Below are 13,701 nucleotides of genomic sequence, written 5' to 3' on the forward strand. Positions count from 1 at the left end.
CTTCGCCAGTCCGGGCCGACGAGCGGATGAACCCGGTGGAACGTGCGGCCTGCCGAGGCGCCAAGCCTCCGCCGATGGTCGAAGGGACGCCGCCGTGGCCCCGTGGCAGCCTTGCGACATGGCCACGCCCGGCTTCGACTTCCATGCTCCCCCATTCGACCTGCTCGACGCAGCGGCGCGCGCGCGCGTCGAAGCCGCGTTGGACCTCGCCTTCTTCGCGCCGGGCACGGTGCTGATCGAAGCGGGGCAGCCGTCGACGCAGGTCTACGTGGTGTTGCGCGGCGAGGTCGAGGCCGGCGACATCGAGGACGGCCGCGAGCGGCTGTTCTCCGACTACGGTCCCGGCGAGGTGTTCGGCGCGTTCGCGGTGATCACTGGCCGGGCGCGCCATCGCTACCGCGCCCGCGGCGAAGTGCTGGCCTTCGTGCTCCCGGCGCCGGTGTTCCGCACGCTGCTCGACGAGCAGCCGCGCTTCGCGGCGTGGTTCCACGAAGGCTTGTCGGCGAAGCGACAGCTGCTGGCGGAGAAGAGCGCACCCTCCGAAGCCAACCGGCTGATGCTCACGCGCGTCCGCGATGCCCAGCTGGCCGAGGCGGTGGCGGTGGCAGCGGACACGCCGATCGGCGACGCGGTGGCCGGCCTGCGCCGGCACGGCGTCGAGTGCCTGATCGTCGAGCCTTCGCCGGGCGAAGAGGGCCCGGGCATCGTGACCCGCACCGACCTGTTGGATGCGCTGGCGCTCGAGGGCCATGGCCTCGCGTCACCGGTGGGCCCGCTCGCGCATCGTCCGTTGATCGGCGTCCGCGAGGACGACGTGCTGTTCCAGGCGCTGGTGACGATGACCGAATCGCACATCGAGCGCGTGGCGGTGCGCCGCGGCAACGCGGTGGTCGGCACGATCGGTTTGGCGGAGGTGCTGAGCCACTACGCCAGCCAGTCGCATCTCATCAGCCTTCGCCTTGCCCGCGCGGCCGACGAGGCGGAAGTCGTGGCTGCGGCGCGCGAAACGGACGCGCTGGTGCGCACGCTGTTCGCGCAGGGCGCGAAGATCAGCTACCTGATGGAGATGGTGAGCGCGCTGAACTCGCGCCTGCTCGCCGCGTTGTTCCGCTTCTGCGTGCCCGAGGCCCTGCGCGAAGGCGCATGCCTGCTGGTGCTGGGCAGCGAGGGTCGTCGCGAGCAGATCCTCAAGACGGACCAGGACAACGCGCTGATCCTCGCGCCCGGCGTCGAACCCGACGCCTACGCCGAGGCGATGGCGCGCTTCGCGGCGCGGCTCGCCGAGATCGGCTATCCGCCTTGCGCCGGTGGCGTCATGGCGAGCAACCCGCATTGGCGTCAGACCCTCGACGGCTGGCGCGGGCGCATCGCCGACTGGCGCCGCCGCGGCGACCCGGTATCGCTGATGGAGCTGTCGATGGTGGTCGATGCCCGCCCGGTGGCCGGCGACCGTCACCTCGTGCAGCCCTTGCATGAGGACCTGATCACGCTGGGCCGCGATGAGGGCTTGATGCGCGAGATGGGCCTCGCCACCTTCCAGTTCGATACGCCGCTCACCCTGTTCGGCCGCGTGCGCGACGGTGGCGATGGGACCGACATCAAGAAGGGGGGCATCTTCCCGCTGGTGCACGGACTACGGACGATGGCCCTGCGCCATGGCGTGGCGCGCAGCAACAGCTTCGCGCGCTGCGAAGGGCTCGTGGCGGCCGGCGCCTTGCCGGGCGAGCTGGGGCGGAACGTGCCGCAGGCCCTCGCGGTGTTCCAACGCTTGCGCCTCGGCCAGCAGCTCGATGCCCTCGCGGCGGGCCGGGTAGCGGACAACCGCCTCGACGTGGCGGCGCTGAGGCACCTCGACCGCGAGCTGCTGCGCGATGCCCTGCGCGTGGTGAATCGGTTCAAGGACCACCTGCGCGACGCCTTGCAGCTGCGCGGCATGACATGAACGCGATCCGCCGGCGCTGGCTGGCCTGGCGCCATGGCGCCGGGCCGTGGGCCGGCCTCTTCGCCGCTCCGCCTGCGGGCGAGGTGGTGAGCCTCGACCTGGAGACCACCGGCCTCGACGTCTCGGCCGACCGCATCCTGCGCTTGGCGGCCGTACCGGTGCGCGGGGGGCGCGTGGTGCTTTCCGAGCGCTTCGAGCGCTGGGTCGATCCGGGCCGCGCCTTCGGCATCGACTCCATCCGCCACCACCGCATCCTGCCCGGTGACGTGGCGTCGGCCGAGGCAGAACGCGTGGTGGTCGAGGCCTTCCTGCGCTGGCTCGGGTCACGGCCGCTGCTGGGTTACTGCATCGACTTCGACATCGCCCTGCTCGATCGCAGCGTTCGGGCGATTACGGGTTTCCCGCTGCCCAGCCGCCGCGTCGACCTCGCGGACGTGGACTATCGGCGGCAGCAGGGCAGGCACCCCGAAACGGCCCAGCGTCGCGATCTCGACGCCATCCTCGCCGAGGCCGGTGTGCCGCCGATGCAGCGCCACGATGCGCTTGCCGACGCCGCCGCGACGGCGCTGGCCTGGTGCGTCCTGCGCGCCCGCGCCGGCGAGGCCTAGAATCGGGCCAAGGGGGAATCGATGGTCCATGGACTGAGCCTGCTGGCGTTTTCGCTGCTCTATGCGGGCGTTCTGCTCGCCGTGGCTTGGAGCGGCGATCGCGCCGGGCCCGCGAACCCGCGTGTGCGGCCGATGCTCTATGCGCTCACGCTCGCGGTGTACTGCAGTTCGTGGACCCTGCTCGGCGCGGTCGGTAGCGCGGCGGGCAACCTCTGGAGCTACCTGCCGATCTATCTCGGCCCGCTGCTGCTGCTCGTCTTCGGTGGCGACCTGCTGCGCCGCATGGTGGTGGTGGGGCAGCGGCAGCGCACCGCCTCGATCGCCGACTTCCTCGCGGCGCGCTACGGCCGTGCGCGAGAGCTCGCGGCGATGGTGGCCATCATCGCCGTGGTCGCAGCGATTCCCTATTTCGCCCTGCAGCTGAAGGCCATCGCGCTCTCCGTGGAGGTGCTGACCGGCATCCCGCGCGGCGATGCGCTGAACGATCCGGCCCTGCTGTCGGCGGGGCTGCTCTCGCTGTTCGCCATCGTTTTCGGAACACGCCACGTCGACGCCACCCGCCATCACCGCGGCTTGATGTGGGCCATCGGGCTGGAGTCGATCGTCAAGCTGCTGGCCCTCGTCGTGGTCGGCTTTTTCGCGTGGCGGCTGCTGGGTGGCGAGATCCCGCCGGCGGTGCGCGAGGCGCCGCTGCCGGCGCTGCCCGATCCGTTCGTGGCCCAGACCCTGCTCGCGTTCCTCGCTTTGCTCTGCCTGCCCCGCCAGTTCCAGGTGCTGGTGGTCGAGTGCCAGTCGGCCGACGACCTGCGCCCGGGCCGCTGGGCTTTCGCGTTCTACCTGGTGCTGGTGTGCCTCGCGGTGCTGCCGATCACCTGGGCCGGCGAGGTCGCGCTGCGCGGCAGCGTGACGCCCGATGCGTGGGTGCTGGCCCTGCCGCTGTCGGAGGGCCGGGTCGATCTCGCGCTGGTGGCTTTCCTCGGGGGCGTCTCGGCGGCCACCGGGATGGTGCTGGTGGCCAGCCTCGCCATTGCGACGATGGTGAGCAACGATCTCGCCATGCCGTGGCTGTTGCGTGGCGCCGACGATCCCGGGCGCCTCGGTCAGCGCATCCTCTGGGTGCGCCGCGTGAGCATCGTCGCGCTGTGCCTCGGGGCGTGGGCTTACTCGCGCGCCTTCGTCGGCAACGTGGCGCTAGCCTCGCACGGGCTGCTGGCCTTCGCCGCCGTGGCCCAGTTCGCACCGGCGCTCATCGGCGGGCTCTACTGGCGCGGGGCCAGCCGTGCCGGTGCGAGGCTCGGTATCGCGCTGGGCTTCGCGGTGTTTTTCTACACGCTGTTGCTGCCGGCCCTCGCCCGCGGCTTCGGCTTCGGTGCCGACTGGCTGGCCCACGGCCTGTTCGGCCTCGCCATGCTGCGTCCGGAGGCGATGTTCGGACTGGTTGGCTGGGACGCGCTCACCCACGGCACCGTGCTGTCCTTGCTCGTGAACGTGATGGCCTTCGTCGCTGCGTCGCTGCGTTACCGGCCGGGACTGGAAGCGCGCCTCGCCGCCGAACCTTTCCTCGCGCCGGACGCCGCGCGCGAGGAACCCGACCCCGAAGCCACCGGGCGTGCCACCGAGGGCGACGTGCTCGCGCTCTGTGCCCGTGTGCTCGGCGACACCGCCGCGCGCGCCGAGTTCTCGGCCTTCGCCGCAGAGCGCGGCCGGCCGCTGAAGCCCGAGGGGCCGGCCGACCGGGGCTTCCTCCAGTTCGGCGAGCGGCTGCTGGCGTCGGCGGTGGGGGCCGCTTCCGCGCGCACCCTGCTCACCGCCGCGCTGCGCGGCAGCGGCATGGCCTTTGGCGAAGTGGTGGCCCTGCTCGACGAGGCCGGGCAGCAGCGCCGCTTCAACCGCGAGTTGCTGACCACGACGCTTGAGCACGTCAGTCATGGTGTCAGCGTGGTGGACGCCGACCTGCGCTTGATCGCCTGGAACCATGCCTACCAGCGCCTGTTCGACTACCCCGATGGCCTGCTTTACGTCGGCAAGCCGGTGGCCGAGCTGATCCGTTGGAACGCCGTGCGTGGCGAATGCGGACCCGGCGATGTCGACGCCCACGTGCATCGCCGGCTCGAGCACCTGCGGCGCGGCGCGTCCCACGTGTTCGAGCGCATCCGTCCGAACGGGCAGGTGATCGAGATGCGCGGCCAGCCCCTCCCCGGCGGCGGCTATGTCACCACCTACACCGACGTGAGCGACTACAAGCGCGTCGAGCTGGAGCTGCGCGATGCCGCCGCCCAGCTGGAGCGACGCGTCGAAGAGCGCACGCACGCGTTGTCCATCGCGCTGGAAGAGACGGCGCGCGCCCAAGGGCATGCCGAGCAGGCGCGACAGGCGACCACGCGCTTCATGACCTCGCTGAGCCACGACCTGCTGCAGCCCCTGCATGCCGCGCGGCTGTTCTCGGCCGCTTTGCGCGAGGCGGAGGATCGCGGCGAGCAGCGCCAACTCAGCGGCCGCATCGATGCGTCGCTGCGCTCGGCCGAGGAGCTGCTGGACGGTTTGCTCGACCTGTCGCGCATCGAATCCGGCCAGCTGCAGGCGCGCCCGCAGGCGCTGGCCTTCGGGCCGCTGCTGCGCGGGCTGGTCGAGCAGTACGAACCGCTGGCGCGCGCCCGTGGCCTGTCGATCGAAGCCGTCGACACCCGCGCATGGACGACCAGCGACCCTGCGCTGCTCCGGCGCGTGCTGCAGAACTTCATCGCCAATGCGCTGCGCTACACCGTCCACGGCGGCGTGCGCATCGGCGTGCGTTGGCGCCGCGATGGCTGGGTGGTCGAGGTGTGGGACACCGGCCCCGGAATCGCCGAGGCGCACCGCGAGCTGATCTTCGAGGAGTTCCGCCGCGTCGGCGCGACTGGCGCCGAGGGGGATCGTGGCCTCGGTCTCGGCCTCTCGATCGCCCAGCGCCTCGCCAATGGTCTCGGGCATCCGCTGTCGCTGCGGTCGCGCGTGGGGCATGGCAGCGTTTTCGGCATCGCCGTGCCGCGCAGCGCACCGGCTTCGAGCGCGTCATCCGCCAGCGGCGAGAGCGAACCGGCCGATGCCATGGCCGGCCTGCGCGTGCTCTGCGTCGACGACGATGCCGACATCCGCGACGCGCTGCAGGCCCTGCTCGCGCGCTGGGGCGTCGCCGTCGAATGCGTGGGGACTGCGACCGAGGCCTTGGCGCTCCCCGACACCTCACGGCCCTCGCGGCTGATCGTCGATTTCCAGCTGCACGACGCGATGGACGGCATCGAGCTCGCCGAAGGGCTCGTCGCGCGATGGGGTGTGATGCCCGTGCTGCTGCTGACGGCCGAAGGCGGCGACGCGCTGCGCGACCGGGCGATGCGTGCCGGATTCACGCTGAGCCACAAGCCGGTGCGGCCGGCGGCACTGCGGGCCTGGCTGGCCGCCGCGCGCGCTTGAACACGCTCCGCTGACGGGCGATCCGTTGCGATTCCACCCTCATTCGACCGACACCCCTCCCCATGCCGCTGACCACCGCCCTGCTTGCCGCCAGCCTCGCCACCACCGCGGCGCCCGCGCCCGCCATGCCGGAAAGCACCGTGTTGTCCGCGCGCAACGTCCCGATCCAGACCGGCGCCCGCCGCGAGGTCTGGATCGAAGGCCTCGAGCATCCGTGGGGCCTCGCCTTCCTGCCGGACGGTAGCGCGCTGGTCACCGAACGTCCCGGCCGCCTGCGCGTGATCCGCGACGGCGTGTTGCAGCCCGAGCCCGTGGCCGGCGTGCCCGAGGTGTTCGCGCAGAACCAGGGCGGGCTGCTGGACGTCGCGCTGCATCCCGGCTTCGCCGGGAACCGCCTCGTCTACCTCACCTACGCGCACGGCACGCCCGAGGCCAACACCACGCGCGTGGCTCGGGCGCGCTTCACCGGCACGGCGCTGGAAGGTCTCGAGGTGATCTTCGAGAGCAACCAGCCCAAGCCCGCGGCCGGCCACTTCGGCTCGCGGCTGGCCTTCCTGCCCGACGGCTCGCTGCTCGTCTCGATCGGCGACGGTGGCAATCCCCCGACGATGCTGGACGGCGCCTTCATCCGCGAGAAGGCCCAGGACCCGGCCAGCCACTGGGGCAAGATCCTGCGCCTCAACGACGACGGCAGCGCGCCCACGGACGCGCCTTTCGCCGGCGGCGCCACTGGCGTCTGGTCGATCGGCCACCGCAACATCCAGGGCCTCGCCGTGGATGCCGCGCGCAACGCCGTGTGGGCCACCGAGCACGGCTCCCTCGGCGGCGACGAACTGAACCGCGTGCAGGCCGGCAACAACCACGGCTGGCCGCGGGTCAGCCTGACCCGCGACTACGTCACCGCCGAGCCGGTCGGCGAGGCCACGCGCCGCGACGGCATGGTCGACCCGGTCCTCCTGTGGGACACCGCGGTCGCGCCGTCCGGCCTTGCGGTGTACGCGGGCGATGCGTTCCCCGACTGGCGCGGCGACCTGTTCTCCGGCTCGCTGGTCAGCCTCGACGTGCGCCGCATCGACCTTGATGACGCCGGCCGGGTGCAGGGCGAGACGGCGCTGCGCGTCGGCCAGCGCGTGCGCGAGGTGGAGGTCGGGCCCGACGGTTTCCTCTACGTGCTGACCGACGAGAAGGCCGGCCGCGTGCTGCGCTTCCTGCCGGCCACGGCGGCCGCGACGCCCGCCGCACCGCAGGCCATCGAGCGCGCTCGTCCCTGAGGGGCCGGCGCGCCGCCGGGCTCAGTCCTCGTCGGGGATCGGTGCCGGCGGTTCGAGGCCGAGCTGGCCCAGCATCAGCACCGCCTGCGTGCGGTTGGTGGCACCGAGCTTGTCGAGCACGGCGCCCATGTGTGCTTTCACCGTGGCCTCGCCGATGCCGAGTTCCCAGGCGATCTGCTTGTTCAGCAGGCCCGCGGCCACCCGGCTGAGCACCCGGAACTGCGCCGGCGTCAGCGTGGCGATGCGCGCGGCGATGGCGCGTTCATCCGGGCCCACCGGCGCGCTGGCGAGGGGCGGCTGGGGCCGGTCGCCGGCCAGCACGGCATCGAGCGTGCGCTGCATTTCCTCCGGCGAAGCCGACTTCGACAGGAAGCCCGCGGCGCCATGGTCCAGCGCGCGGCGGCGGGTGTCGGCGTCGTCGCGGGCGCTGACCATCACGATCGGCAGGGCGGGGTGCTGCGCGCGCAGGTGCACCAGCACCGAGAAGCCGCGCGCCCCCGGCATGGTCAGGTCGAGCAGCAGCAGGTCGGCGTCGGGGTGCGCTTCCGCGAGGGCGAACACCCCCTCGGCATCGCTGGCGTCCCGCACCGCGACGTCGGGCCAGAAGCCGCCGACGAGGCGCTTCAGCGCATCGCGGAACAGCGGGTGGTCATCGGCGACGAGCAGGAGCGGCATGGGCCCGAAGCCTAGCAGCCGGGGCCTCGGCGCGCGCCCTCACCCCGCGCTCGCATCCCGATCACCGCGCCTCGCCGCGGATTGCGCGATGCTACACGCATGCTCAAGACGCTCGCCTCACTGTTCTTCTACGCCCGCTTCCTCGGGCCGTTCTCCACGTTCGGCCATCGGCGCCGCCTGGCGGCCCGCCCCGCCGCGCCCTTCGATTTCCGCGGCCAGCGCTGGTGCGTCACGGGGGCGAGTGGCGGCATTGGCCGCGCCATCGTGCTCGGTGCCTTGCACGGTGGTGCCGAGGTGCATGCGCTGGCGCGCGACGCGGCCAAGCTCGAGGCCCTGCGTCGCGATGCCGGTGAGGGCGCGCGCCGCCTGCACGCCGTTCCGCTGGATCTTTCCCGCATTGCGGAGGGCGAGGCTTGGGCGGCGCACACCCCGCGTTTCGATGTGCTGGTGCACAACGTCGGCGTGATGCTCCACGGGCACACGCTGACGTCCGAGGGCGTGGAAACCAGCTTCGCGACCAACCTGCTCGTGCCCTTCGCGATGACGGCGGCTTTGCGCGAGGCCGGCGCCCTCGACGCCGGCAGCCTGATCATCGCAATGAGCTCCGGCGGCGCCTACGGCGCGAAACTCGATCTCGACGCCCTCGAGGCGCGCGACGCGGCCCACCATGACGGCTTCATGGCCTACGCACAGCACAAGCGCGCGCAGATCGAGCTCACCCGTGCGTGGAACGCGGAGGCGCACGGCCCCCGTGCGCACGTGATGCACCCGGGCTGGGTCGACACCGATGGCGTGCGCTCCTCCCTGCCGGGGTTCCGCCGCGTGTTGCGCCGGGTGCTGCGCAACGGCGAGCAAGGCGCCGACACCGCGCTCTGGCTGGCGGCGACGCGGCCCGAGCCGTCGTCCGAGGGCGAGATCTGGCTCGATCGCCACCGCGACACCGAGCACGCCTTCGCCATGACGCGCGGCGGTGCGAACGCGGAGGCGTTGGTGGCCTTCCTGCGTCAGCGTGCGAGTTCGATCAGGTAAAGCCCGGCGCCGGTCGGATCGTCGATGCGGGCGATGCGGCCCACGCCCGGCGCGTCGAAGGCCGGCACGCTCACGCTGCCGCCGGCCGCGTCGGTGGCCGACAATGCGATGGCGAGATCCGGCACGACCACATACAGCGACCAGTGCGCCGGCAGGTCGCCCCACTCAGCGGTCATCTGCAGCAGGCCGCCGTAGTGCGTCTCGCCGGCGGCGTATTCGCTGTAGCGCGTGCCGGCGGGCGCGTTCGCGGAGTCCTTGAAGCTCCAGCCGAGCAGTTCGCCGTAGAAGCGCTGCGCGGCGTCGACGTCGCGCGTGGCGAGTTCGACCCAGCCGATGCTGAAGTCTTCGAACATCGCGAAATCGCCGCCGGCCGCCGCGTCGGCCTGCCACAAATTGAAGACCGCACCGCCCGGGTCGGCCAGCACGGCGCCGCGGCCCATCCCGGGCACGTCGAAGGGCTCGCCGAAGGGCGTGGCCCCGAGCGCGATGGCCTTGGCGCGCGACGCGTCGACATCGGCCACGAGGAAATAGGCGCTCCAGAACGAGGGCGCGCCCTCGGCGCCGGGCGGTAGGCCGCAGATGGCGCCCACCGCGGCGGTTGCATTGGCCATGAAGGCGTAGGGCCCCATCGGCGTGCCCTGCTCGTCGGCCGACCAGCCGAACACCGTTTTCGCGAAGGCGATGGAGCGCGCGGGCTCCGTGCTCGCCAGTTCGAACCAGCATGGGGCACCGAGCGGCGGGGTGTGGACAGGCATGGTCGTCTCCGGGGCGGCGCACGCGGCGCGAGGCAGGCCGAGCGTGACGCGCTTCTGCACGCTGTGCCAGTCCCGCCCTGCGCTACGCTCCCGTGATGTCGATCACCTCGCCCTCCGTCCTCACCGCGTTGCGTCGCCGCTGGCCCTGGGCCGTCGCGGTGCTTGTGCTGGTCCTCGTCGCCTCGCGCGTGCCCGGCTGGGTGTTCGGTCCCGCCGTCGAGGGGTATCGCGTCGAGGCCCGGCCTCTGCTGGCGAACGTGGTCGCGACGGGCCGTGTCGAGACGCCGTCGCGCGTCACCGTCGGCAGCGAGATCACCGGCACGGTCCTCGAGCGCCCGGTGCGCGAGGGTGATCGTCTGGCCGCCGGCGATGTCGTCGCCCGCCTCTCCGATGACGACGAGCGCGCGAAGCTCGAGGAAGCCCGCGCCACCCTCGCGCAGCTGCTCGAACGCGAACGCCCCGTGGACGCGGCCACCCTCGTCCAGGCGCGCGGCGCGGCGGAACAAGCGCGCCGCGATGCCGCGCGCTTCGCCGAACTCGCAGCGAAGGGCCTCGTGGCCCGCGACCGTGCCGAACAGGCCGCACAGGCCCGCCGGGTGGCCGACGCCGCTTTGGCGGGAGCGGAAGCGCAGGCGCGCGCCTCCGGCCCCGGCGGCAGCACCGAGCGCCTGCTGCGCGATCGCGTCGCCACCGCCGAGGCGGCGTTGGCGCAGAACGTGATCCGCACCCGCGTGGCCGGTACCGTGCTGCGCCGGCTCGCCGAGCCCGGCGACGTGGTGCAGGCCGGCCGCGGCATCGTCGAACTGGCCCGCGAGGGCGACCTGCTGGTCGTCGCGCAGGTCGACGAACGCAACCTCGACCGTCTCGCCGAAGGCCAGTCGGCCCTCGTCTCCGCCGATGCCTTCCCCAGCCAGCGTCTGCCGGCCCGCGTGGTCTTCATCGCCCCGGCCGTCGACCCGCAGACCGGCACCGTGGAAGTGCGCGTCGAAGTGCCCGAGCCGCCGGCCACGCTGCGGCAGGACATGACGGTCTCCATCGACATCGAAGTGGGGCGCCGCGAGCGCGCGCTGGTACTGCCAATCGATGCCGTCGATGCGAGCGACAGCGCCGGGCCGTCGACGGTGCTCGTTGTTCGCGAGGGCCGCGTGCAGCGCGTGCCGGTGACGCTCGGCCTGCGCGGCGTTGACCGCGTGGAAGTGCTCGAAGGCCTCACCGAAGGCGAAGCCGTGCTGCCGCTGGCCGGTGCGCCTGCCGACGGTGCGCGCGTGCGCGTCGCTGCGGCGGAATGAGCGTGGCCCGATTCTGGTTCGAATGGACGCTGGCCACCCGCCTGCTGCTGGAAGGCCGCGCCCAGACCCTGCTGATCATCACCGGCATCGGGGTCGGCGTGGCCGTCATCGTCTTCCTCACTGCACTGATCGGTGGCCTGCAGAAGCAGATCATCGACCGCACGCTCGGCACGCAGGCGCACATCCGCATCAGTGCGCCGGACGAGGTAGCCCGGCCGCTGCGTGTCGAGGGCGAGACGGCGGTGCTCTCCCGCGTTGACCAGCGCGCACAACGCCTGCGCTCGGTCGACCAATGGCAGCGCATCGAAACCGCGCTGGCCGGCTTTCCCGAAGTCACGGCGATCTCGCCGCTGGTGTCCGGCCCGGCGCTCGCGCGTCGCGGTGCGGCCAGCCGCGCGGTGGTGCTGATGGGTATCGATCCGGAGCGCTACGTGCGCATCGTGCCGGTGCCCGACAACGTCAAGGAGGGCCGTTGGCGCATCGTCGGCAACGACGTGGCCATCGGCCGCGAGCTCGCGAAAGATCTTGGTGCACAGTTGGGCGACCGCATCCGTCTCGACACCGGCGACGGCCGCAGCGACGTGTTCACCATCGTCGCGCTGTTCGAGCTCGGCGTGCGCGACCTCGACGGCCGCTTCGTTTACCTCGCGATGAAGCCGGCGCAGAGCCTGCTCGACCTGCCGGGCGGTGCCACCAGCATCGACCTTCGCGTGCGCGAGATCTTCGAGGCCGAAGACGTCGCCCAGCGCATCGCCGCGCGCCTCGGCATCCAGGCCGAGAGCTGGATGACGCTCAACAGCAACATCCTCGGCGCCCTCGCGGCGCAGAGCATGTCGACCAACCTGATCAAGGTGTTCGTGGGGCTGTCCGCCGCCTTCGGCATCGCCAGCGTGCTCGCCGTGAGCGTGGTGCAGCGAGGCCGCGAGATCGGCATCCTGCGGGCGATGGGCACGCAACGCGGCCAGGTGCTGCGGATCTTCCTGCTGCAGGGCGCGTTGGTCGGCCTGATCGGTGCGGCCTTCGGCTGCCTGATCGGCGCTGGCTTGCTGGGTTTGTGGGAGCTGATGGGCTTGGCGCGTTCGGGCCGCGGCGCTTTCGCCCTCGTCGTCACGCCGGCGCTGTTCTTCGGCGCCTCGGCCATGGCGACGGTGGTGGGCATGCTCGCGGCAATGGCCCCGGCGCGTCGCGCGGCACGACTCGACCCGGTGGAGGCGATGCGTGGCGGATGACCTCGTCCTGCGCCTCGACGGCGTGCGCAAGCGCTACAACGTCGGCCTGCCCAGCGAGATCGAGGTGCTGCACGGCCTCGACTTCGAATTGCGCCGCGGCGAGTTCGCCGCGCTGATCGGCCCGTCGGGCTCGGGCAAGACGACGCTGTTGAATCTGCTCGGCCAGCTCGACTCGCCCACCGAGGGCGAGATCGAACTGCTCGGCCAACCGACGCGCGCGCTCGACAACGACACCCGCACGCGGCTGCGCGGCGAGGCCATCGGCTTCGTCTTCCAGTTCCACCACCTGCTGCCGGCCTTCACGGCCCTCGAGAACGTGATGATGCCGAGGCTGGCCCGCGAGGGCCGGCCCACGCCCGCCCTCGTCGCCGAGGCGAAGGAGCTGCTCGAGGCCGTGGGCCTTGGCGCATTGGCCGACCGCAAGCCGATGGCGCTCTCCGGTGGCCAGCAGCAGCGCGTGGCCATCGTCCGCGCGCTGATGGCGCGGCCCGCCCTGCTGCTCGCCGACGAGCCCACCGGCAACCTCGACACGCAGACGGCCGACGAGGTCTTTGCCCTGCTGCGTCGCCTGCACGCCGAGCGCGGCTTCGCCGTGCTGGTGGTGACGCATGACCCGCGCCTCGCCGACCGCTGCGATCGGGTGATCGAGCTGGTCGACGGGCGCATCGTCAGCGATGGGCCCCGCGTCAGAAGCGCCAGCCCAGCCCGACCGTGAGGGCCCACGGGGCATAGTCGGTTTTGATGCGGCCGTTGCCGCGTTCCGCATCGAGCGTCACCTTGCCGGCATCCAGCCAGCGCACGCCGGCATCCATGAACAGGTTCTCGCCGAGGTCGTAGCGCGCTCCGAAGAGCACCTGGAAGCCATCGCCGGTACCGCTGTAGGACGAGCCGCCGATGTCCATGTCGACCTCGGTCAGCCGGGCATAGCCGAGGCCGACGTAGGTCTTCGCCTTGTCCGACCCGAACAGGTCGACGTCGTAGAGCAGGTTCAGGCCGAAGGAGGTGGAGGCGAAGTTGTCGCCGGCGCCCTGCGGGCCAGGCGCGGCAAAACCGGGGTTGCCGGCGTCGACGCTCTGGTAGACGAATTCGCCCTCCACCCGCCAGCCGTTCCCGAAGGCCCAGCCGAGGGCGCCGCCGCCGAGCAGGCCGCTGTCGAGGGCGAGGTTGCGCGACTGGGTGCCGACCGGCGGAGCGCCGACGCCGCTCCAGGTGAGCGTCTGGTCGGACTGGTTGGCCAGCCCGAGCAGGGCGGTGGCGTAGAGGCCCTCGTCGCTGGCCTGGGCGACGGGCGCGGCAGCCAGGGCCAGCCCGAGGCACAGGGCGGCGCGGCGGAGGGAGCGGTTCGGGGTCGGGTGTCGAGTCATTTCAGGGGTCTCCGGGTCAGACCGCGTCGGGGTGCGCGGTGGGTCTAAGCTGCCCACGTCGCCCCACCGCTGGTGTGACCACCGCGTGC

11 protein-coding genes are annotated in these 13,701 nt (G+C 72.2%); 8 read left to right on the forward strand and 3 right to left on the reverse strand.

Annotation, left to right across the window (positions count from 1 at the left end; translation table 11 throughout):
* Positions 1 to 118 precede the first annotated feature (118 nt).
* The 4 genes from O9255_RS02395 to O9255_RS02410 all read left to right on the forward strand — a co-directional run bounded on the left by O9255_RS02395 (position 119) and on the right by O9255_RS02410 (position 7,271).
* The gene (locus O9255_RS02395; RefSeq protein WP_297865230.1) at positions 119 to 1,942 is read left to right on the forward strand and encodes a DUF294 nucleotidyltransferase-like domain-containing protein; all 1,824 of its coding nucleotides are present in this window, start codon (positions 119 to 121) and stop codon (positions 1,940 to 1,942) included.
* Positions 1,939 to 2,550 carry an exonuclease domain-containing protein gene (locus tag O9255_RS02400; RefSeq protein ID WP_297865231.1) on the forward strand — a complete coding sequence of 204 codons (612 nt, stop codon included), beginning with the start codon at positions 1,939 to 1,941 and terminating at the stop codon, positions 2,548 to 2,550. The genes O9255_RS02395 and O9255_RS02400 overlap by 4 nt, the downstream gene beginning before the upstream one ends.
* A gap of 21 nt (positions 2,551 to 2,571) precedes the next feature.
* Complete coding sequence (locus O9255_RS02405; RefSeq protein ID WP_297865232.1) at positions 2,572 to 6,000, forward strand: PAS-domain containing protein; 3,429 nt, start codon at positions 2,572 to 2,574, stop codon at positions 5,998 to 6,000.
* A gap of 62 nt (positions 6,001 to 6,062) precedes the next feature.
* The gene (locus O9255_RS02410; protein WP_297865233.1) at positions 6,063 to 7,271 is read left to right on the forward strand and encodes a PQQ-dependent sugar dehydrogenase; all 1,209 of its coding nucleotides are present in this window, start codon (positions 6,063 to 6,065) and stop codon (positions 7,269 to 7,271) included.
* A 21-nt stretch (positions 7,272 to 7,292) separates the two neighbouring features.
* On the opposite strand, the gene O9255_RS02415 is transcribed toward O9255_RS02410, so the two are convergent.
* Positions 7,293 to 7,946 carry a response regulator transcription factor gene (locus O9255_RS02415; RefSeq protein ID WP_297865234.1) on the reverse strand — a complete coding sequence of 218 codons (654 nt, stop codon included), beginning with the start codon at positions 7,944 to 7,946 and terminating at the stop codon, positions 7,293 to 7,295.
* Between the two features lie 99 nt (positions 7,947 to 8,045).
* Between O9255_RS02415 and O9255_RS02420 the strand changes: the two genes are divergently transcribed.
* On the forward strand, positions 8,046 to 8,975 hold the full coding sequence (locus O9255_RS02420) for an SDR family NAD(P)-dependent oxidoreductase (protein ID WP_297865235.1): 930 nt from the start codon (positions 8,046 to 8,048) through the stop codon (positions 8,973 to 8,975).
* On the opposite strand, the gene O9255_RS02425 is transcribed toward O9255_RS02420, so the two are convergent.
* Entirely contained in the window at positions 8,951 to 9,730 is a 780-nt protein-coding gene (locus O9255_RS02425; RefSeq protein ID WP_297865236.1) for a VOC family protein, read from the reverse strand. The genes O9255_RS02420 and O9255_RS02425 overlap by 25 nt on opposite strands.
* A 95-nt stretch (positions 9,731 to 9,825) precedes the next feature.
* Here O9255_RS02425 and O9255_RS02430 point away from each other — a divergent pair, with 95 nt between their 5' ends.
* From O9255_RS02430 to O9255_RS02440, 3 genes are read left to right on the forward strand one after another with little or no spacing between them, the layout of a single operon-like run.
* Entirely contained in the window at positions 9,826 to 11,019 is a 1,194-nt protein-coding gene (locus O9255_RS02430; RefSeq protein WP_297865237.1) for an efflux RND transporter periplasmic adaptor subunit, read from the forward strand.
* Between the two features lie 2 nt (positions 11,020 to 11,021).
* The gene (locus O9255_RS02435; protein WP_297865238.1) at positions 11,022 to 12,248 is read left to right on the forward strand and encodes an FtsX-like permease family protein; all 1,227 of its coding nucleotides are present in this window, start codon (positions 11,022 to 11,024) and stop codon (positions 12,246 to 12,248) included.
* The gene (locus O9255_RS02440; RefSeq protein ID WP_297865239.1) at positions 12,238 to 12,963 is read left to right on the forward strand and encodes an ABC transporter ATP-binding protein; all 726 of its coding nucleotides are present in this window, start codon (positions 12,238 to 12,240) and stop codon (positions 12,961 to 12,963) included. Before O9255_RS02435 ends, O9255_RS02440 begins: the two co-directional genes overlap by 11 nt.
* Here O9255_RS02440 and O9255_RS02445 read toward each other — a convergent pair.
* Positions 12,935 to 13,612 (reverse strand): outer membrane beta-barrel protein, encoded by a 678-nt coding sequence (locus tag O9255_RS02445; RefSeq protein ID WP_297865240.1) that lies wholly within the window; start codon positions 13,610 to 13,612, stop codon positions 12,935 to 12,937. The two genes, O9255_RS02440 and O9255_RS02445, sit on opposite strands and share 29 nt — an antisense overlap.
* Positions 13,613 to 13,701 lie beyond the last annotated feature (89 nt).

This window comes from Silanimonas sp. (assembly GCF_027530345.1).
In the GTDB taxonomy this organism is placed as follows: Bacteria; Pseudomonadota; Gammaproteobacteria; order Xanthomonadales; family Xanthomonadaceae; genus Silanimonas.

Coding starts and splice junctions, on each gene's coding strand:
- O9255_RS02395 (WP_297865230.1), top strand. CDS start 119: ATGGCCACGCCCGGCTTCGACTTCCATGCTCCCCCATTCGACCTGCTC.
- O9255_RS02400 (WP_297865231.1), top strand. CDS start 1,939: ATGAACGCGATCCGCCGGCGCTGGCTGGCCTGGCGCCATGGCGCCGGG.
- O9255_RS02405 (WP_297865232.1), top strand. CDS start 2,572: ATGGTCCATGGACTGAGCCTGCTGGCGTTTTCGCTGCTCTATGCGGGC.
- O9255_RS02410 (WP_297865233.1), top strand. CDS start 6,063: ATGCCGCTGACCACCGCCCTGCTTGCCGCCAGCCTCGCCACCACCGCG.
- O9255_RS02415 (WP_297865234.1), bottom strand. CDS start 7,946: ATGCCGCTCCTGCTCGTCGCCGATGACCACCCGCTGTTCCGCGATGCG.
- O9255_RS02420 (WP_297865235.1), top strand. CDS start 8,046: ATGCTCAAGACGCTCGCCTCACTGTTCTTCTACGCCCGCTTCCTCGGG.
- O9255_RS02425 (WP_297865236.1), bottom strand. CDS start 9,730: ATGCCTGTCCACACCCCGCCGCTCGGTGCCCCATGCTGGTTCGAACTG.
- O9255_RS02430 (WP_297865237.1), top strand. CDS start 9,826: ATGTCGATCACCTCGCCCTCCGTCCTCACCGCGTTGCGTCGCCGCTGG.
- O9255_RS02445 (WP_297865240.1), bottom strand. CDS start 13,612: ATGACTCGACACCCGACCCCGAACCGCTCCCTCCGCCGCGCCGCCCTG.